Source organism: Pseudomonas californiensis (assembly GCF_021147775.1).
GTDB classification, from domain to species: domain Bacteria; phylum Pseudomonadota; class Gammaproteobacteria; order Pseudomonadales; family Pseudomonadaceae; genus Aquipseudomonas; species Aquipseudomonas californiensis.
Map to the genome: position 1 here is coordinate 92,676 of NZ_JAGTPK010000012.1, position 19,144 is coordinate 111,819.

21 protein-coding genes are annotated in these 19,144 nt (G+C 59.2%); 16 read left to right on the top strand and 5 right to left on the bottom strand.

Annotated elements, in window-relative coordinates; translation table 11 throughout:
* Window positions 1-152 precede the first annotated feature (152 nt).
* The 3 genes from mpl to KDX37_RS14020 are packed head-to-tail and all read left to right on the top strand — an operon-like array spanning window position 153 to window position 2,405.
* A complete protein-coding gene (mpl, locus tag KDX37_RS14010) occupies window positions 153-1,502 on the top strand; it encodes a UDP-N-acetylmuramate:L-alanyl-gamma-D-glutamyl-meso-diaminopimelate ligase (protein WP_231653273.1) in 1,350 nt (449 codons plus the stop codon).
* The gene (gene ubiX / locus KDX37_RS14015; RefSeq protein WP_231653274.1) at window positions 1,499-2,128 is read left to right on the top strand and encodes a flavin prenyltransferase UbiX; all 630 of its coding nucleotides are present in this window, start codon (window positions 1,499-1,501) and stop codon (window positions 2,126-2,128) included. The genes mpl and ubiX overlap by 4 nt, the downstream gene beginning before the upstream one ends.
* Window positions 2,121-2,405: a YceK/YidQ family lipoprotein gene (locus KDX37_RS14020; protein WP_231653275.1), complete on the top strand. Its 285-nt coding sequence runs from the start codon at window positions 2,121-2,123 to the stop codon at window positions 2,403-2,405. The genes ubiX and KDX37_RS14020 overlap by 8 nt, the downstream gene beginning before the upstream one ends.
* Window positions 2,406-2,424: 19 nt before the next feature.
* On the opposite strand, the gene KDX37_RS14025 is transcribed toward KDX37_RS14020, so the two are convergent.
* The 3 genes from KDX37_RS14025 to KDX37_RS14035 all read right to left on the bottom strand — a co-directional run bounded on the left by KDX37_RS14025 (window position 2,425) and on the right by KDX37_RS14035 (window position 5,430).
* The gene (locus KDX37_RS14025) at window positions 2,425-3,066 is read right to left on the bottom strand and encodes an oxidoreductase (protein ID WP_231653276.1); all 642 of its coding nucleotides are present in this window, start codon (window positions 3,064-3,066) and stop codon (window positions 2,425-2,427) included.
* 27 nt (window positions 3,067-3,093) lie between these two features.
* Window positions 3,094-4,821 carry a C13 family peptidase gene (locus KDX37_RS14030; RefSeq protein WP_231653277.1) on the bottom strand — a complete coding sequence of 576 codons (1,728 nt, stop codon included), beginning with the start codon at window positions 4,819-4,821 and terminating at the stop codon, window positions 3,094-3,096.
* Between the two features lie 153 nt (window positions 4,822-4,974).
* A complete protein-coding gene (locus tag KDX37_RS14035; protein ID WP_231653278.1) occupies window positions 4,975-5,430 on the bottom strand; it encodes a MaoC family dehydratase in 456 nt (151 codons plus the stop codon).
* Window positions 5,431-5,634: 204 nt separating this feature from the next.
* Here KDX37_RS14035 and KDX37_RS14040 point away from each other — a divergent pair, with 204 nt between their 5' ends.
* Genes KDX37_RS14040 through KDX37_RS14050 form a run of 3 tightly spaced genes read left to right on the top strand, consistent with a single transcriptional unit; the run spans window position 5,635 to window position 7,312 of the window.
* Window positions 5,635-5,997, top strand: a complete 363-nt coding sequence (locus KDX37_RS14040) for a CidA/LrgA family protein (protein WP_231653279.1) — start codon at window positions 5,635-5,637, stop codon at window positions 5,995-5,997.
* Between the two features lie 2 nt (window positions 5,998-5,999).
* Window positions 6,000-6,710: an LrgB family protein gene (locus KDX37_RS14045; protein ID WP_231653369.1), complete on the top strand. Its 711-nt coding sequence runs from the start codon at window positions 6,000-6,002 to the stop codon at window positions 6,708-6,710.
* Window positions 6,711-6,721: 11 nt separating this feature from the next.
* The gene (locus KDX37_RS14050; protein WP_231653280.1) at window positions 6,722-7,312 is read left to right on the top strand and encodes an LON peptidase substrate-binding domain-containing protein; all 591 of its coding nucleotides are present in this window, start codon (window positions 6,722-6,724) and stop codon (window positions 7,310-7,312) included.
* A 67-nt stretch (window positions 7,313-7,379) separates the two neighbouring features.
* On the opposite strand, the gene KDX37_RS14055 is transcribed toward KDX37_RS14050, so the two are convergent.
* Together KDX37_RS14055 and KDX37_RS14060 are read right to left on the bottom strand one after the other, a co-directional pair.
* The gene (locus KDX37_RS14055) at window positions 7,380-8,696 is read right to left on the bottom strand and encodes a bifunctional DedA family/phosphatase PAP2 family protein (RefSeq protein ID WP_231653281.1); all 1,317 of its coding nucleotides are present in this window, start codon (window positions 8,694-8,696) and stop codon (window positions 7,380-7,382) included.
* 3 nt (window positions 8,697-8,699) lie between these two features.
* Entirely contained in the window at window positions 8,700-9,371 is a 672-nt protein-coding gene (locus tag KDX37_RS14060) for a DNA-3-methyladenine glycosylase (RefSeq protein WP_231653282.1), read from the bottom strand.
* Between the two features lie 317 nt (window positions 9,372-9,688).
* On the opposite strand from KDX37_RS14060, the gene KDX37_RS14065 reads away from it, so the two are divergent.
* The 10 genes from KDX37_RS14065 to KDX37_RS14110 all read left to right on the top strand — a co-directional run bounded on the left by KDX37_RS14065 (window position 9,689) and on the right by KDX37_RS14110 (window position 19,063).
* The gene (locus tag KDX37_RS14065; RefSeq protein ID WP_231653283.1) at window positions 9,689-10,954 is read left to right on the top strand and encodes a glutamate-5-semialdehyde dehydrogenase; all 1,266 of its coding nucleotides are present in this window, start codon (window positions 9,689-9,691) and stop codon (window positions 10,952-10,954) included.
* 22 nt (window positions 10,955-10,976) lie between these two features.
* Complete coding sequence (nadD, locus tag KDX37_RS14070; RefSeq protein ID WP_231653370.1) at window positions 10,977-11,636, top strand: nicotinate-nucleotide adenylyltransferase; 660 nt, start codon at window positions 10,977-10,979, stop codon at window positions 11,634-11,636.
* A gap of 61 nt (window positions 11,637-11,697) precedes the next feature.
* Window positions 11,698-12,084 (top strand): ribosome silencing factor, encoded by a 387-nt coding sequence (gene rsfS / locus KDX37_RS14075; protein ID WP_231653284.1) that lies wholly within the window; start codon window positions 11,698-11,700, stop codon window positions 12,082-12,084.
* Window positions 12,085-12,093: 9 nt separating this feature from the next.
* Complete coding sequence (gene rlmH / locus KDX37_RS14080) at window positions 12,094-12,561, top strand: 23S rRNA (pseudouridine(1915)-N(3))-methyltransferase RlmH (RefSeq protein ID WP_002555336.1); 468 nt, start codon at window positions 12,094-12,096, stop codon at window positions 12,559-12,561.
* Between the two features lie 28 nt (window positions 12,562-12,589).
* On the top strand, window positions 12,590-14,485 hold the full coding sequence (gene mrdA, locus KDX37_RS14085; RefSeq protein WP_231653285.1) for a penicillin-binding protein 2: 1,896 nt from the start codon (window positions 12,590-12,592) through the stop codon (window positions 14,483-14,485).
* 31 nt (window positions 14,486-14,516) lie between these two features.
* Complete coding sequence (gene rodA / locus KDX37_RS14090; protein ID WP_231653371.1) at window positions 14,517-15,620, top strand: rod shape-determining protein RodA; 1,104 nt, start codon at window positions 14,517-14,519, stop codon at window positions 15,618-15,620.
* Between the two features lie 17 nt (window positions 15,621-15,637).
* Window positions 15,638-16,645: a lytic murein transglycosylase B gene (gene mltB / locus KDX37_RS14095; protein ID WP_231653286.1), complete on the top strand. Its 1,008-nt coding sequence runs from the start codon at window positions 15,638-15,640 to the stop codon at window positions 16,643-16,645.
* On the top strand, window positions 16,645-17,664 hold the full coding sequence (locus KDX37_RS14100) for a septal ring lytic transglycosylase RlpA family protein (RefSeq protein WP_231653287.1): 1,020 nt from the start codon (window positions 16,645-16,647) through the stop codon (window positions 17,662-17,664). Before mltB ends, KDX37_RS14100 begins: the two co-directional genes overlap by 1 nt.
* A gap of 39 nt (window positions 17,665-17,703) precedes the next feature.
* A complete protein-coding gene (locus tag KDX37_RS14105) occupies window positions 17,704-17,886 on the top strand; it encodes a hypothetical protein (RefSeq protein ID WP_231653288.1) in 183 nt (60 codons plus the stop codon).
* Window positions 17,887-17,902: 16 nt separating this feature from the next.
* On the top strand, window positions 17,903-19,063 hold the full coding sequence (locus KDX37_RS14110; RefSeq protein WP_231653289.1) for a D-alanyl-D-alanine carboxypeptidase family protein: 1,161 nt from the start codon (window positions 17,903-17,905) through the stop codon (window positions 19,061-19,063).
* Window positions 19,064-19,144: the final 81 nt, after the last annotated feature.

The following is a 19,144-nucleotide window of genomic DNA, read 5'->3' on the forward strand; positions in this document are numbered from 1 at the left end:
AAGAGTAGGCTATTTGCAGCCCGCCCGTGGTTTGAACTTTAGGCTTATGTCAGAGCTTCGAAAAGCCCCTGCTTCGCGACGCCGCGGACAAACTCAGGGTGCCATTTCAGCGTCCCTACGTTAACCTGCGCGGATGTTCTGAGAGGTTGGTCATGCATATTCATATCCTTGGTATCTGCGGCACGTTCATGGGTTCGCTGGCGGTGCTCGCCAAAGAGTTGGGGCACCGGGTCACGGGTTCTGACGCCAATGTCTATCCGCCGATGAGTACGCAGCTCGAAGCTCAAGGCATCGAACTGACCCAGGGTTATGACCCCGCTCAACTGGACCCTGTTCCGGATCTGATCGTGATTGGTAATGCGTTGTCGAGGGGCAACCCCGCGGTGGAACATGTCCTGAACAAGGGCCTGCCTTATGTGTCTGGCCCACAATGGCTGGCTGACCATGTGCTGCAGGGCCGTTGGGTGTTGGCAGTTGCCGGTACGCATGGCAAGACCACCACCAGCAGCATGTTGGCCTGGGTACTGGAACATGCTGGCATGAGCCCCGGCTTTTTGATTGGCGGCATCCCGCAGAACTTCGCAGTGTCCGCTCGGCTGGGCGACACGCCGTTTTTCGTGGTCGAGGCTGACGAATACGACAGCGCTTTCTTCGACAAGCGCTCCAAGTTTGTGCACTACCGGCCACGCACGGCGATCCTCAACAACCTTGAGTTCGACCACGCCGATATTTTCCCTGACTTGCCAGCCATCGAACGTCAGTTTCACCATCTGGTTCGCATCATCCCGAGTGAAGGCCTGGTGATCCACCCTACGACCGAGCCCGCGTTGTCGCGTGTGATCGGGATGGGTTGCTGGACGCCGGTGCAGACCACTGGTGAAGGCGGGCAGTGGCAGGCACGGCTGTTGAGCGAAGACGGATCGCGTTTTGAAGTGTTGTTCGACGGTCAGGTCCAGGGCGAAGTCGACTGGGGAATGACGGGGCAGCACAACGTTGCCAATGCTCTTGCAACGCTTGCGGCTGCGCGGCATGTAGGCGTGGTTCCGTCGCTGGGTGTGCAGGCGTTGAGCGCTTTCAAAAGCGTCAAACGTCGTATGGAAAAGGTCGCCGAGGTGCGCGGCATCACGATTTATGATGATTTCGCCCACCACCCGACCGCCATCGCTACGACGCTCGACGGGCTGCGCAAAAAGGTCGGTGATGCGCCGATCATTGCCGTGGTCGAGCCGCGCTCCAACTCCATGAAGCTCGGCGCGCACCGTGATGGTCTGCCGCAAAGCGTACAGCAGGCTGATCAGGTGGTCTGGTATGCGCCCGCCAACCTGGGCTGGGACCTTGGCGCGACGGCCGCTGATTGCACCGTGCCTGCTGTGGTCTGCGACTCCATCGAGGCAATCATTGCGCGGGTCACGAGCCAGGCTCAACCGGGCACTCACATCGTGATCATGAGCAACGGTGGTTTCGGCGGGCTGCACGGCAAGCTGGCCGAGGCCTTGAAATGAGCGGCCCGGAGCGCATTACGGTCGCGATGACCGGCGCCTCCGGTGCGCAATATGGTCTGCGTCTGCTGGACTGTCTGGTGCGTGAAGACCGTGAAGTGCACTTCCTGATATCCAAGGCAGCGCAACTGGTGATGGCGACTGAAACCGATGTCCGCCTGCCGCCCAAGCCGACGATGATGCAGGCATTTCTCACCGAATACACCGGTGCTGAAGCCGGGCAGATCCGGGTATATGGTCGTGACGACTGGATGTCGCCGGTGGCGTCGGGTTCGGGCGCGCCCAGTGCAATGGTCGTGGTGCCATGCTCGACCGGCTCTTTGTCGGCGATTGCTACCGGGGCTTGCAACAACCTCATCGAGCGCGCCGCTGATGTCACGCTGAAAGAGCGTCGTCAGCTGATTCTGGTGCCTCGCGAGGCGCCGTTTTCCAGCATCCATCTGGAGCACATGCTCAAGTTGTCGAATATGGGCGCGGTGATTCTGCCTGCGTCTCCCGGTTTCTATCATCAGCCGCAGACTATCGACGACCTTGTGGATTTCGTCGTCGCTCGCATTCTCAATCTGCTGAACATTCCACAGGACATGCTCCCGCGTTGGGGTGAGCACCATGTGGGTGGCGATGAATAAGCTGGTGCTGATAGCGCTGGCGCTGGCAATGACCGGCTGCGCCACTGCGCGTACGCTCAACGCTGCCCAGCCCGGCGCGCCCGTCGTATACGCGGGCACGCGCCTTGATCTGTATGCCATGCAGGGCGGTTGCTGCGCGAAGGGCCGGTTCGGTGCCGAGGCGCCGGGCTATCCGGGGCTGGATTTGCCTGGCAGCGCTGTGCTCGACACCTTGTTGCTACCGTTGTCTGTGCTGACCGCGCTGGGTTTGGGTGTTCAAGCCTCGGGCGGTCTATAGCTTTCGCTCGTACGAGCCGTTATTTGCCCAGCTTGCGAAGCTCATCCGACTCGACAATCCGCTCGCCCGCCTGCTCTTCCAACGCCAGTCGCCACATGGCACGTGCCAGTTGGCAGGCTTCTATGGCGCCATATTTGCCGGGTATCAGCTTGGCAATAGGGGCCGCGAGTTGTTCAACCCAGCGGGTTTCAGTGCGATTGCCGACCAGCAGCGATGGGCGGGCAATGGTTAGCTGCGGCCAGCCCTGAGCACGGAGCGCCTGCTCCATCTCACCTTTGATACGGTTATAAAACACACTCGATGTTGCGTCTGCGCCAATGGCGCTCACGACCAGAAAATGCCGGGCACCCAGTTCGCGTGCGCGTCTGGCGAAAGCCACGACCAGATCCAGATCGACGGCTTTGAAGGCATCCTGTGAACCGGCCTGCTTGATGGTGCTTCCCAGGCAGCAGAAGGCGATATCGACCTGGCCGTCCAGTGACGACAGAAGGGCATTGACGTCGCCGACAGGGTTTTCCAGATGAGGGTGCTCTGCGAGCGGACGACGGGTTGGCGCCAATACACGGCTGACAGTCGGTTCGTTAAGCAGGCGATCCAGCAAGTGCTCACCCGTCAGGCCAGTGGCCCCTGCAAGCAGGATGTGTTGCGGCGTCAAGTACATAATGTTTCTCCCTTGATACGGATAAGCCTAGCGGCTAGTGGAGGTCTTCGCTTCCTTGCGAGTCAACGTCGTATTCAACGCGCGTTCGGCCTGATTCTTGCGCAGCAGTTGCCAACGGGCAATAACGCCTTTTGGAGCCCATATCTGTGGCTCTGAGGCCTCGAAATTGTCTTCGATTTCTCGCTGCGCCACATAGTCTCTGGCCTCACTGAATGCCTGCTGCAAGTCATCCGTTTCGACCAGCGCCTTGCCAAATAGTGCATCGCCAAAATACGTGAAGTCGGCCTCCTCCGAGCACCCGAAGGACACGCGGTCTGCGCGCGACGCCGTTATGATCATCGTCCGCTCGTCTTTAAGGTCCGGGATGAAACCGCCCGAATAGCAGGCGGAAATAACCACCACCTTGTCACGGTTTTTAAGTGGCGCGAGTGCTGCGGCCAGTGCATCGGCTGGCAGGTCGGCGAGCGAAAGACGCGGTTGATCGAGCACCAGTTCGTGGTCCTGAGTGCCGTGGCTGGTCAGATAGATGAACACCAGGTCTTCCGGTCCGGTGCGCTGGGCGAGGGTTTGTACTGCGCGGGTAATGGATTCGCGCGTCGCCATGGGACGATCGTCCATGTGATCACGGTGATTGTCCAGACTGATCTGCCCGACTGCGCCAAACCTCGAGGCCAGTAAGTTGCTGACGTAATCGGCTTCGCGCAGGAACACGCTTTGCTTGCCGTCGCCCGCTACTACCAGGCTGTAAAGCTCGGGTACAGGGGTCGAAACCGGCACCGAGGCCAGCGCCTTTTCAAGCAGCGCGCCCTGGGCGAGCAGACCAGCTTCCAGCATGTCCGGGAGCAATTTGCCCTTTGCGTCGCGTATGCGTTGCCCGTTTGCCCAGATGCCCTGCTGCACCTGGCCGTCCGGCGAGGTCAGCGTGCCGTCGCCCTGATAGGTGTCGTCGGCAAACTGGCCCACGTAGCGGCTGCCATCGGCCAATAACAGATGACCCTGGCCTTCGAAGCGCCAGTTGTTGAAGTCGCCTTGATAGCGACTGCCATCGGACCCGATCAACTCGCCTTTGCCGGTGAGCGCCCCTTCCTTGAAGTCACCGCTCCAGACATCGCCATCGCTGTTTTCGTAGCGACCCTTGCCGTCCAGCTGGCTATTGCGAAAGCTGCCGACGTACTGATCGCCGTCAGCACTGGTGAAGCTGCCGTTGCCTTGCAGCAGACCGTTGACGAATTTACCGCTGTATTGATTGCCGCTGGCGTCGCTGCGCACACCTTCACCGTTGGCCTTGCCGTGTGCGAACTGCCCCTGATGCTGGCTGCCATCTTCCAGCTCGAGCCGGCCAGCACCGTCGTACTGCCCGGCCTTGAACTGGCCACGGTAAAGCAGGCCCTTGTCTTTGAAAGTGCCTTCGCCATCGCGTCGACCCAGCTTGAAGCCACCCACATAGCTGGTCCCATTGCTGCTGTTCAGCTTGCCTTGACCACTGAACAGACCTTGTTCGAAGCTGCCTTTGTAGACATCGCCATTGCTGGCGTGCCATTCGCCAGCGCCTTGCCACACGCCGTGTTCGAACTGGCCCTGATACCAGCTGCCATTGGGGTAATCAATGCGACCCTGGCCCTGCAGCAGTCCGTTGACCAGGTCACCACGGTAGCGTCCGCCGTCGGGCAGGCGGCCATCAGGGGGCAGCAGTGATTCGCCATCACCGCAGCCTGCGATCAAGAGTGTCAAAGCCAGTGGAGCAAGCGCGCGCATGTGAGATCCCAAGAAAATGATTCCGGGCGTGACCCAGGCTTTCCAGCCTGACTCTGCTTCAGCAGATGTGGGTGTCACAACCGCAAGGGAGTATGCCGCAGCGAGTAAGCGAGACGAAACAGTCTGTAACGACTGTTTCGTGTTTCAGACGTATTACACGAAGCACATGGACAGAGGTTCAGCTACAAAAGCAGGTTTTTCCTGACCTTCGATCTCCATGGTGGTGGTGGCCTTGAGCAACCATTGGCCAGGCTTTTTCTCGGTCGCGTCCGTCAACTGTACCTTCAGGCGCACCCTGGAATTGACACGTACCGGCTGGATGAAACGCACGCTGTCCAGTCCGTAGTTGATCACCATCTTCATGCCTTCGGGCATGACCAGCAGGTCTTCCATCAGCTTGGGAATGAGTGACAGCGAGAGCAGGCCGTGGGCGATGGTTCCACCAAACGGCGTTTGCGCGGCCTTTACCGGGTCGACATGAATGAACTGAAAGTCTCCGGTCGCTTCAGCGAAGAGGTTGATGCGTTCTTGATCGATGGTCAGCCAGTCGGAACATCCCAGTTCCTTGCCGATGTAGTTCGTGAGCTCTGTAACAGGTACAAAAGGCATATCACTCTCCCTGATCATGATGTGGTGTCACACACTGCTGTGGCCCTCATCAGTACTGCTTGAGGGCGGATGACAAGATCAGCAGAGGGTTGTCGGTTGGTCAAGCAACGTCATGAATGCGAATACCTGCTCATAGCAGCCGACGAGGCGTGTTTATAATGCGGCCTTGAATTCGCCGGGTTCGATTTTTCTGCTGGAGTTCCCATGCTGCTACGGGGTTTGACATGGCTGGTGCTGTTCCAGTTGTTGGGAACAGCGCTTAATCATCTGTTTCTGTCGATGTTGCCAGGGCCGATCATCGGTCTTGTGCTGCTGATGATCTATCTGATGGTGCGTGGCGAAGTGAGTGAGCCCGTCAGCATGGCCGCAAGCAGTCTGCTGCGTTATTTGCCATTGTTGCTGGTGCCGCCTGCTGTCGGCGTGATGGTCTATGCCGCTGCGATCGCCGAGGACTTCTGGGCCATTTTCGGCACGCTGTCCCTGTCGCTGATGATTTCACTGACCTTCGTCGGCTGGTTGATGCAGAAACTCATCGAGCGTCAGGCGCGCCGTCAGGAGCAGCCATGAACCTGGACTGGCATGGCGCCTGGATGTCGGTGATCCATCACCCGCTGTTCGGCATCGCAATTACACTCGGCGCTTATCAACTGGCCATGGCGGCTTATGAAAAAACGCGCTGGCTGTTTCTGCAGCCGGTGCTGGTGTCGATGATTGTGGTCATCGGTATCCTGTTGGCGTGCGGCCTTGATTACACCGAATACCGTAAAACCACCGAAATACTGGGGATTCTACTGGGACCTGCCACGGTCGCGCTGGCCGTGCCGCTTTATCTGAATCTGCGCAGGATTCGACAGTTGTTCTGGCCAACCTTAACTACGCTGGTGATTGGCGGCGTTTTCGCTACCGCCTTGTGTGTAGGGCTTGGAATGCTGTTCGGGGCTGACCACATGATTCTGATGACCATGGCGCCCAAGTCAGTGACGTCGCCCATCGCCATGCTGGTGGCTGAGCAAATGGGCGGGGTTGCGGCGCTGGCAGCGGTTTTTGTGTTGATCACAGGCGTATTTGGTGCCATTTTCGGCCCCGGTCTACTGTCGCTCGCTGGTGTACAGAACCATGCGGCTCGCGGCATGGCGCTGGGTTTGACGGCTCACGCAGTTGGGACGTCGGTGGCCCTGCAGGAAGGCGAGGAATCGGGGGCTTTTGCTGCGTTGGCAATGAGTTTGATGGGTGTTGCAACGGCACTGTTCCTGCCGTTGGCAATGTCGTTGGTCGTTTAGAGGGGCTTTTTATGACGTTGCCTTTGTTTCCATTGAACGCTGTGCTTTTCCCTGGGTGCGTGCTCGATCTGCAGATATTCGAGGCGCGGTATCTGGACATGATCGGTCGCTGCATGAAGCAGGGCGAAGGGTTCGGTGTGGTCTGCATAACCCAGGGCAGCGAAGTGGGTTCATCCCCGAGCGGCTACTCGCTGATCGGCTGTGAAGCGCTGGTCCAGGATTTTCAGCAGCAGGACAACGGTTTGCTGGGGATTCGGGTCATCGGCGGACGTCGCTTCCGGGTGGTCGGCGCAGAGACCCAGCGCGACCAGTTGCTGGTGGCAAACGTCGAGTGGCTGGACGACCCTGAAGAGCGGCCTTTGCAAGAAGAAGACGCCGATCTCGTCGCGTTGCTCGAGGCGCTGGCGGAACACCCGATGGTGGCCTCATTGAATATGGGCGTGACGGCCAGCGGTCAGCATTCGCTGTCCAACCAGTTGGCCTATCTGCTGCCTTTCAGTGAAGAGGACAAGGTCGAACTGCTGGAAATCGACGATCCCGAAGAGCGTCTGGACGCCATTCAGGAATTGCTCGATGAAATGCAGGGTGACTTGCAGGCGTGATTTTTCTTCGAGCGTCGCGTCGGCCTGGACTGGGCGTTCCCGTCCAGGCGAATGTGTTTCACGGGCATCAATACTGGTAACGCAGTACCCCGTGCGACAAGGCGTGCACGGCGAACGTGCCGAGCAGAGCGGTCAGGGCCGGTATAATCAGCCACCAGACTTTGGCGGACATGGCCGGCAACGCTTCGCGGTGCTGGATAATGGTCAGGCTGGCCGCGCACACGCAGAATGCCAGCAGCATCCCGGCCAGAATATCCGTCGGCCAGTGCACGCCCAGGTACACCCGTGACAGGGCAATCGCCAGCGCGGGAATCCCGCCCACCAGCAGCCATGTCAAACGCAACCGCACAGGTTGCCCCCGTCCGGCCAGCACAGCGAGTGTCATGAACAGCGCGAACGATGCAGAGCTGTGTCCGCTGGGCATGCTGTAGGTGCTGAGCGGATCAAGCAGTACTTCGGGTCGTGCGCGGGCGAAAAGCATCTTCAACGTACCGTTCGCCATCGCGGTGCCCAATGTCGCAGCCAGCGCGAAGGCCGCATGACGCCATTGCCTGGCGATCAATAACACGATGATCAGCACCGAAGCTGCCAGCAGTTGGGCTTTGAAGTCGCCAATGCTGGTGACCAGAATCACGATATTCTGGGCGGCCTCGCTGCGATGCTCCTGCACCAGCGTCATCAGGCCGTTGTCGAAATCGTTCAGGTAAGGCCAGCCAATGAACAGCGCGGCGACCAGGATCATGCTGATTGCGGAAATAAGCCGGGTCGCATAGCGCTTTTTGCGCAGACTGCTTTGAATGCTCAGGCCGAACAACAGCGCAAGACCGGCACCCACAATTGCGGCCTCGGTCCAGAAACCTTCAGGCAGCGGCAGGCGAATCGCAGCGCCGGTGGCCCATCCGGGCATCAGGTACACAATGGACCAACCCGCTGCGGCGATCACGCTCACGGCGGCAAAGCGCGGGAACGGCATGTCGCACATGCCGGCAATCATCGGCAGCATGGGGCGCAGGGGGCCGATGAACCGGCCCACCAGCAGGCTCGCAATACCGTAGCGATGGAAATAGGACTCGGCTCCGGTCATCCACTCGGGATGTGTGCGCAGGCCGGGTAATTGGCGAATGTTCTGGTGAAACCGTCGACCGATGAAATACGACACTGCGTCGCCGAGCAGTCCGCCCAGGAAGCCCAGCAGCAGCACCTCGCTCAACGGCAATATGCCGCTGCCTGCCAGCGCAGCGATGGCAAACATGATAACGGTGCCCGGCACGACGATGCCGACAATCGCAACACACTCGATAAATGCCACCAGGAAAATCGCAGCAGCAACCCACGAGGGGTTCGCTGTCAGCCAGCCGGTCATGCCATTGAGCAGGTCGCCCATGGGTCAGTTTCCTTGATCGAGAAGTAAGTAGTCGCGGCCTTCGACCTGACCACGTCTGAGAGGGTTCCGTGTGCAGAAACGGGCGTAATCGGCGTCGACAAAGCGGTACATCAAGTGTTCGTCACGGCCTGTGGGTATGCCCAGCCGTGTTGTCTGGATAATGCGCTCCGGTGTCTGGCCGACATCCTCGACCAGCAACCTGAGGGGATCGAAGCGTTTGGCGTCCCACATGGGCACCTTGAGACCCAGCGCCTTGCACAGCAGCGTCTGGCCCGCGCACAGGCGTTGCGGCGAGCGGGTTGCCCCGCTGGCGTCTGGATTGTTCAGTTGCATTTGCGCCAACGCATTTTCATCGCTGATAGCATCGGTCCAGGGGTAGGCCGACTTGATCAGCACGGCATTGCCCGGCCCTTGCGCGCTGAAATTCAACGAATCGCCGCCTCGGGCGTAATACATATAGATATGGCCACCGTCGAGAAACAGTGCCTTGCGCTTTTCCGTGTAGCCCAATGACGCATGGCTGCCTTTTTCCTCGAAGTAATACGCTTCGGTTTCAATCACCCGGGCCGCAAGCCATAAGTCGCCGACTTTGTGCCTGATGACCTTGCCCAGCAGATCACGCGCCAGAAGCTGGGCATCTCGGTTGAAGAAACTGTCGGGAAGGGCAACTGGCATAGGCTGACTGATGAGATCGAAAGGTGACCGATAATAACAAGCACAGCTTGAATTGCAGCTGAATGTGTCATGGGAGCCGAGTTTGTTGTTTCTGAAAATGACGGGCTTTCAATAAGTCCTGTCCAATCGTTTCCCTCGCCATGCAGTGCGTTGCTTCGTGATCGGCCGGTGCCATCAGGCGTTGATGGAGCGCGAGAAGTGCCGAGAGTTGCAGAAATCTGCGCACTGTTATCGACCATCCGCCTGTCTGCGCTGTCGTTCGCGCGGCCCGACAGCTATAATCGGCCGCTTTCCTCTCTGCCAAGACCTCTGAGACCATGACTGAGTCCGTTCTTGACTACATGACCCGCCTGGGTCGCGCTGCCCGCGATGCTTCGCGAGTGATTGGCCGTGCCAGCACCGCGCAGAAAAACCGCGCTTTGCTCGCCACCGCAGCCGCTCTTGACGAAGCACGTGCCGAGCTGTCCGCCGCCAACGCGCTGGACCTGGCCAATGGTCAGGCCAGCGGCCTTGAGCCTGCGATGCTTGAGCGTCTGGCCCTGACCCCCGCACGTATCGACAGCATGATCGTCGGGTTGCGTCAGGTTGCCAGTCTGCCGGACCCGGTAGGCGCCATCCGCGACATGAGCTATAGGCCGTCGGGTATTCAGGTAGGCAAGATGCGTGTGCCGCTGGGTGTTGTCGGCATCATCTATGAGTCACGTCCAAACGTTACCATCGATGCAGCCAGCCTTTGCCTGAAGTCGGGTAACGCGACCATTTTGCGTGGCGGCTCGGAAGCCATTCATTCCAATCGGGCGATTGCAGCCTGCATTGAGCGCGGTCTGGCCGAAGCTGATCTGCCCGCTGCCGTGGTGCAAGTGGTCGAAACCACTGATCGCGCCGCTGTTGGCGCGCTGATCACCATGCCCGAGTACGTGGACGTCATCGTTCCGCGCGGCGGCAAGGGCCTGATCGAGCGTGTCAGTCGTGACGCTCGTGTGCCGGTCATCAAGCATCTGGACGGCATTTGCCACGTATACGTCAGCGCCCACGCCGACCTGTCGAAAGCACAGAAAATTGCCTTCAACGCCAAGACCTATCGTTATGGCATCTGTGGCGCAATGGAAACGTTGCTGGTCGACCAGACCATCGCCGCCGATTTTCTGCCGCCAATGGCCGCTCAGTTTCGCGAGAAGGGTGTTGAATTGCGCGGGTGCGAGCGCACTCGCGACCTGATCGACGCAGTCCCTGCGACCGAAGATGACTGGAATACCGAGTATCTGGCAGCGATCCTGTCCATTCGAATCGTTACCGGGCTGGATGAAGCCATCGAACACATCAACCACTATGGCTCGCATCACAGCGATGCCATCGTGTCGGATCATCAGGGTCAGACCCGCCGTTTCATGGCGGAAGTCGACTCAAGTTCGGTCATGGTCAACGCACCGACCAGCTTCGCCGATGGCTTCGAATATGGATTGGGTGCCGAGATCGGCATCTCAACTGATAAGCTGCACGCCCGAGGTCCTGTTGGCCTCGAAGGCCTGACCTGTGAGAAGTACATTGTGATCGGTGACGGTCAATTGCGCGGGCAAGCCTGACTTGAGCGAGCCCACGGCAGCGATGCCCAGACGTATCGGCATGCTCGGGGGCACGTTCGATCCGGTTCATATCGGGCACCTGCGCGGCGCGCTTGAGGTGGCTGAACTGCTGAAACTCGATGAGTTGCGCCTGACGCCCAGCGCCAGGCCACCCCATCGCGACATGCCGAGCGTTACTGCCGAGGACCGTCTGGCGATGGTCCGCAGTGCGGTTGCTGGTGTGTCACCGCTGACGGTGGATGACCGTGAACTGAAGCGGGACAAACCGTCGTATACCCTCGACACACTGGAATCGATGCGTGCCGAGTTGACGCCTCAGGACCAGTTGTTCCTGTTGTTGGGTTGGGATGCCTTTTGCGGGCTGCCCTCCTGGCATCGGTGGGAAGAGTTGCTGGAGCACTGCCATATCGTGGTGCTGCAACGCCCGGACGCAGACAGCGAGTCGCCGGATGCCTTGCGCAACCTGCTGGCGGCACGTGCAGTCAGCGATGCCAAGGCCCTGAAAGGGCCGGGCGGACACATTACATTCGTCTGGCAGACACCTTTATCAGTGTCTGCCACCCAGATCCGTCAACTGCTGGCCAGCGGTAAGTCGGTACGTTTTCTGGTGCCAGACGCGGTACTGGCCTATATCGACGTGCACGGGCTTTACCGTGTGCCGAACACTGATGGACCGTCCTGAAAACTGCTTTTATCGATAAGCGTCTGGACGGTTCCACACATACGAGCTGAATGAGTTTTATATGACAAAGCAAAAAATGAGCAGTGAAGAAGTCGTGAAGCTGGCAACAGCAGCACTGGAAGACGTCAAGGGTGCAGACATCCTGGCTATCGATGTGCGTGACAAGACCAGCATCGCCGACTACATGCTGATCTGCACCGGTACCTCCAATCGCCAGCTGAACGCGCTGGTGGACAAGGTTCGTGAAGACGTCAAGGCCGCTGGCCTGATGCCGTTGAGCGAAGAAGGCAAGGGTGACAGCGACTGGGTTCTGCTGGACCTGGGCGATGTGATCGTGCACGTGATGACGGCTGCTGCTCGCCAGTTCTACGACCTTGAGCGTCTGTGGCAGGGTGCCGAGCAAAGCCGTGCAGCCAGCGCTGCGCACCACACCCCAGGTAACGAATAAGGCTTTATTGTGCGTTTGCGTCTGATTGCCGTTGGTTCGCGCATGCCCAAGTGGGTAGAAGAGGGTTGGCACGAGTACGCCAAGCGTATGCCTTCCGAGCTTGCGCTTGAACTGGTGGAAATTCCGCTCAACACCCGTGGCAAGAATGCCGACGTCGCACGCTTTATCCGTCAGGAAGGCGAGGCGATGCTGGCCAAGGTGCAGCCGGGCGAGCGAATCGTGACGCTGGAAGTGCATGGCAAACCGTGGAGCACCGAACAGCTGGCGGTCGAGCTTGATCGCTGGCGTCTGGATGCGCGCACGGTGAACCTGATGGTAGGCGGCCCCGAAGGGCTGGCACCGGAAGTCTGTGCACGCAGCGAACAACGCTGGTCCTTGTCGCCGCTGACCTTACCGCATCCGCTGGTGCGCATTCTGATCGGTGAACAGATGTATCGCGCCTGGACAGTTCTGTCCGGGCACCCTTATCACAAGTAGCACTGTTTTTACTGTGAACACGGCCTAAATGTCTCAACCGATCCGCCTAAAAGACCATGAAAAAGACGCACGCCTGGTGCGCGGCAGGGTCGTGTTCGGTGCTGTGGCGGTCATGTTGCTGGTGTGCGTGCTGGTTGCCCGTCTGTATTTTTTGCAGGTCATTCAGTACGACTACCACTCGACCCTTTCAGAAAACAACCGTGTTCACGTCCAGCCGATTCCGCCCAGTCGTGGCCTGATCTATGATCGTAACGGTGTTGTTGTGGCGGATAACCGTCCCAGTTTCAGCCTGACTGTTACCCGCGAACGCTCCGGCGAATGGTCTCAGGTACTCGACACCATTGTTGAGGTGCTGCAACTCACACCTGATGACCGCATCATCTTCGAAAAACGTATGAAGCAGGGGCGCAGGCCGTTTGAACCCGTGCCGATCCTGTTCGAACTGACCGAGGAGCAGATTGCCCTGGTGGCGGTCAACCAGTTCCGTTTGCCCGGCGTCGAGGTAGTTGCGCAATTGGTCCGGCATTACCCACAGGGTCCGCATTTTGCGCATTCTGTGGGCTATATGGGTCGGATCAACGAGAAGGAGCTCAAGAGCCTTGATCCGATCAACTACAGCGGCACCCACCATATTGGCAAAACCGGTATCGAGCGTTTCTACGAAGCCGAGCTGCACGGCCAGGTGGGTTACGAAGAGGTCGAAACCAACGCCCGTGGTCGAGTGCTGCGTGTGCTCAAGCGAACTGACCCGATCCCCGGCAAAGACATTGTCTTGAGCCTGGATATCAACTTGCAGGAAGCGGCCGAAGCGGCCCTTGCCGGGCGCCGTGGCGCTGTGGTTGCGCTGGACCCGAAAACGGGCGAAGTACTGGCGATGGTCAGCGCGCCCAGTTTCGATCCGAACCTGTTTGTGACCGGCATCAGCTTCAAGGCCTACGCCGAGTTGCGCGATTCCATTGATCGACCACTGTTCAACCGGATTCTGCGCGGTCTTTACCCGCCCGGCTCGACGATCAAGCCAGCTGTGGCCATTGCCGGGCTTGATGCTGGCGTGGTGACGCCGGGTTCTCGGGTGTTCGACCCAGGCTTTTACCAGTTGCCCAATTACGACCACAAATACCGAAACTGGAACCGGACCGGCGATGGCTGGGTGGATCTGGACACGGCAATCATGCGCTCCAACGACACCTATTTTTACGACCTGGCCCACAAGCTGGGCATTGACCGTCTTTCGATCTACATGAACAAGTTTGGTATCGGCCAAAAAGTCTCGCTGGACATGTTCGAAGAGTCACCCGGGCTGATGCCATCGCGAGACTGGAAGCGTGCGACCCGCCGCCAGGCATGGTTCCCGGGCGAAACCCTGATTCTGGGTATTGGCCAGGGCTACATGCAGGCAACGCCGCTGCAACTGGCGCAAGCAACTGCGCTGGTCGCCAACAAGGGCGTCTGGAACCGGCCGCATCTGGCCCGGACCGTTGAAGGCAAGCCACCGGTCGACGAAAACCCGATGCCTGACATTATTTTGCGCGACCCGGCCAACTGGGGACGCGTCAATCACGGGATGCAGGAAGTGATGCACGGCGCCCGAGGCACGGCCCGCAAGGCCGCCATTGGCGCGCAGTATCGTATCGCCGGAAAAAGCGGTACGGCCCAGGTCGTGGCGATCAAGCAGGGTGAAAAATACGACCGTACCAAGGTTCAGGAACGTCATCGTGACCACGCCCTGTTCGTCGGCTTCGCGCCCGCCGACAATCCCAAGATCGTAGTGGCAGTGATGGTAGAGAACGGCGAGTCCGGCTCCGGCGTCGCTGCACCTGTTGTGCGTCAGGTCATGGATGCCTGGCTGCTTGACGAGAACGGCCAGCTCAAGCCCGAGTACGCCGGTTCCCTGAATCTGGAGGCTGCGGCCCGTGAAGAGTAATTTCGACCGCATCCTGTCCAGCGAAGATGTGATGCGCCGTCGCGCCACCTTCCTGCAGCGCATTCATATCGACGGTCCTCTGCTGATCCTGTTGCTGACCCTCGCAGCCGGCAGCCTGTTTGTGCTGTATTCCGCCAGCGGCAAGAACTGGGATCTGTTGATCAAACAGGCCAGTTCGTTCGGCATCGGTCTGGTGGCGATGATCGTCATCGCTCAGCTTGAGCCGCGCTTCATGGCGCGCTGGGTGCCGGTGCTTTATGTCCTCGGCGTGCTGTTGCTGGTGGTGGTGGATGTGATGGGGCATAACGCCATGGGCGCGACCCGCTGGATCAACATCCCCGGGGTGATTCGCTTCCAGCCGTCCGAGTTTCTGAAGATCATCATGCCAGCGACCATTGCCTGGTATCTGTCCAAACGCACCCTGCCGCCGCACCTCAAACATGTGGTGGTGAGCCTTGCGCTGATCGGCGTACCGTTCATCTTGATCGTGCGCCAGCCTGACCTGGGTACCTCGCTGCTGATCCTTGCGTCCGGTGCCTTCGTCTTGTTCATGGCAGGTCTGCGCTGGCGCTGGATCATCAGCGTGCTGGCGGCAGCCGTTCCGGCAGCGGTGGCCATGTGGTTCTTCTTCATGCACGACTACCAGAAGCAGCGGGTCCTGACGTTCCTGGACCCGGAGAGCGATCCGTTGGGCACCGGCTGGAACATCATTCAATCCAAGGCTGCCATCGGTTCAGGCGGTGTCTTCGGCAAGGGCTGGCTGCTGGGGACTCAATCGCACCTGGACTTTCTGCCGGAAAGCCACACCGACTTCATCATTGCCGTGCTGGGTGAGGAATTCGGTCTGGTGGGGATCTGTGCGCTGCTGATCATCTATCTATTGTTGATTGGTCGCGGTCTGGTGATTACCGCCCAAGCGCAGACGCTGTTCGGAAAACTGCTCGCCGGTGCGCTGACCATGACGTTTTTTGTTTACGTTTTCGTCAACATCGGTATGGTCAGTGGCCTGCTGCCGGTCGTGGGCGTACCGCTGCCCTTTATTAGTTACGGCGGAACTTCGCTCGTGACCCTACTGTCAGCGTTTGGGGTTTTGATGTCGATCCACACACATCGTAAATGGATCGCTCAGGTTTGATTAAGGTGAACAAGTCAATGCAAGCAATGCGTAGCTGGGCTCGATATGCTCCGGTGGTCGGCCTTGTGGGCATCCTTGGATCAGTGCAGGAGGCTCTTGCCGGAGACTATGAGGGTTCGCCTCAGGTCGCGGAGTTTGTCGGTGAAATGACCCGTGATCACGGGTTTGCCGGCGAGCAATTGATGAGCTTGTTTCGTGAGGTAGAGCGCAAACAGCCGATCCTCGACGCAATTTCCCGTCCTGCCGAGCGGGTCAAGCAGTGGAAAGAATACCGGCCAATGTTCATCACCGACGCGCGCATTGCCCGCGGTGTTGATTTCTGGCGTCAGCACGAAGCCGCTCTGACGCGTGCCGAGCAAGAATACGGGGTGCCAGCGCAGATCATCGTTTCAATCATTGGCGTAGAAACGTTTTTTGGTCGTAATACCGGCAATTATCGTGTGATAGATGCCTTGTCGACGCTGGGCTTCGACTACCCGCCGCGTGCTCAGTTTTTCCGCAAGGAGCTGCGCGAGTTTCTCTTGCTGGCGCGAGAGCAGCAGGTCGATCCGCTGACTCTGAAAGGCTCTTACGCTGGCGCAATGGGCTTGCCGCAGTTCATGCCGAGCAGTTTTCGCGCTTACGCCGTGGATTTCGACGGTGACGGTCACATCAATATCTGGACCGACCCGGATGATGCCATTGGCAGTGTCGCCAGCTACTTCAAGCGCCATGGCTGGGTCGCGGGTCAGCAGGTCGTCAGTCTCGCGACAGCGCGTGGTGACCGTGTGGATGAGGGCTTGAGTCCTGGTCTTGACCCTGTCATGTCCGTTGGGGAGTTGCGAGGCCTGGGCTGGGCGAGTCATGATGCGCTGCGCGACGACTTGCCGGTGACGGCTTTTCGCCTCGAAGGCGCCAATGGGCCGGAATACTGGATGGGTTTGAACAATTTTTATGCAATTACTCGTTATAACCACAGTGTGATGTACGCCATGGCCGTGTATCAGCTGTCTGAATCGTTGGTTCAAGCTCGAGGCGTCAAGTAATGCGGGCAATGCCGATTCGTACCCTGAAGCTGCTGGCATTGAGCGGGCTGGCCCTGTTGATCGCCAGTTGTTCGTCTCCTTCGCGCACGACTCAGCCGCCGAAGGGTGGTGCTGTGGTTCGCGCCATGCCGGGGCTGGACATCAACCGTGCCCACAAGGACGGTGCGCCGTGGTGGGACGTCGATGTGTCGCGTATTCCCGACGCTACGCCGACCCTGCACACGGGTGCCTACAAGGCCAACCCCTATACTGTGCTGGGCAAGACTTATTTCCCGATGAGCGAGTCCAAGCGCTATGTCGCTTCGGGCACGGCTTCCTGGTATGGCACCAAGTTTCACGGTCAGAACACCGCCAACGGCGAGGTTTATGACCTGTACGGCATGAGTGCGGCGCATAAAACGCTGCCGCTGCCCAGCTACGTGAAAGTGACCAACCTGGACAATAACCGTACCGTGATCCTGCGCGTCAACGATCGTGGGCCGTTCTACTCGGATCGCATCATCGACCTGTCGTATGCCGCCGCGAAAAAGCTCGGGTACGCCGAAACCGGTACTGCCAGGGTCAAGGTCGAAGGCATTGACCCTGAAGAGTGGTGGGCGCAACGCGGTAGGCCGGCGCCGTTGATGCTCAATCAGCCGCAAGTAGTCGCCCAGGCATCAGCGCCTGCGCTGACCACGTCCACCGGAACTGTCGAGCAGTACACCCCGCCACCCCAGCAACACGCCGCGCCCGTCGTGCCGTTGCAGGTTGACGCAAAAAAAAACGCTTCAGGACAAGCCGCTGGGCTGTTTCTCCAGGTGGGAGCCTTCGCCAACCCGGACGCTGCGGAACTCCTGAGATCGAAGCTGAGCGGGATGGTTCGAGCGCCGGTTTTCGTGAGCTCGATAGCACGCAATCAGCAAACGCTCTACCGGGTCCGGATGGGACCGATCGACACGCAGGGTGAAGCCCAGCAGCTGCAGAACAGCGTCAGGTCAGCCAATCTGGGTCAGCCGAGCGTCGTGACATCGGATCAGTAACACATTTACATTCGTCCTCCGGCAGCAATGGAGGGCGAAATGCAGTCATATGCAGCGCGCATGGCCATTGAGCAGGCGCTGCAGGTAACTGCCCACAAGGTCGTGTGTAGAACAGGCGACTTTGTCAGCCAGGGTTCGAGCCTGGCGCCACGAGCCGTACCGAAGCGCCCGCGCTTCGCCGGCCTGTTCAGCTTTGCCCGCAAGGGCATGTTTGCCCATTAGCATTTTCGAGAGACGGATGAACATCACCACCTTTGCAAAACGTTTGTGCCTGCTTGTACCGCTGTTTATCGCCCCGGCTGCCTGGGCCGCAGAGCAGATGACGCCTGCCGCACCACAGTTGGCCGCCAAGGCCTACGTGCTGATGGATGCCACCAGCGGCAACGTCCTGGTCGAGAACAACGGCGACCAGCGCCTGGCGCCTGCGAGCCTGACCAAGCTGATGACGGCTTACATTGCGACCCTGGAAATCCGTCGTGGCCAGATCGGCGAGAACGACCCGGTGACCATCAGCGAGAACGCCTGGCGTACCGGTGGTTCGCGGATGTTCATCAAAGTGGGCAGTCAGGTGACCGTCAGCGATCTGCTGCACGGCATCATCATCCAGTCGGGTAACGACGCCAGCGTTGCGATCTCCGAGCACATCGCAGGCAGCGAAGATGCATTTGCCGACATGATGAACAAGACTGCTGGTGACCTGGGCATGACCAACAGCCACTTCATGAACCCGACCGGTCTGCCGAACCCTGAGCACTACTCGTCTGCTCACGATATGGCGAGACTGGCTCGCGCGATCATCCACGAAGACCCGGCTCACTACGCGATCTACTCGCAGAAAGAGTTCTTCTGGAACGGCATCAAGCAGCCTAACCGCAACCTGCTGTTGTGGCGTGACAAGACCGTTGATGGTCTGAAAACCGGCCACACCGAAGAAGCAGGCTACTGCATGGTGTCTTCGGCTGTGCGTGACGGCATGCGTCTGATCGCGGTGGTGTTCGGCACCAACAGTGAGCAGGCCCGTGCAGCTGAAACCCAGAAACTGCTGACCTACGGTTTCCGCTTCTTCGAAACCCAGAACTTCTACCAGAAGGGCACCGAGCTGGCTCAGGCGACGGTCTGGAAGGGCACTTCGCGTCAGGTCAAGGCAGGTCTTGCTGAAGATCTGAGCATGACCATGCCAAAGGGCGAGATGAAGAAGCTCACCGCCAGCATGACCATGAACCCACAGCTGGTTGCGCCAATCGCCAAGGGCGACGTGATCGGCAAGGTTGAAGTGAAGATGGAAGACAAGGTGGTTCACACCGCTAATCTGATTGCGCTCGAGGCCGTCGAGGAAGGTGGCATTTTCCGCCGCGTCTGGGATAGCATCCGTCTGTTCTTCTACGGCTTGTTCAACTGACCCTTTAGTAATCAATGCCGACCTTCTCGCGGCCTGCTCATGATCTGAGCGGGCCGCGTGTCCGTCGTCACGGCTTGTGAG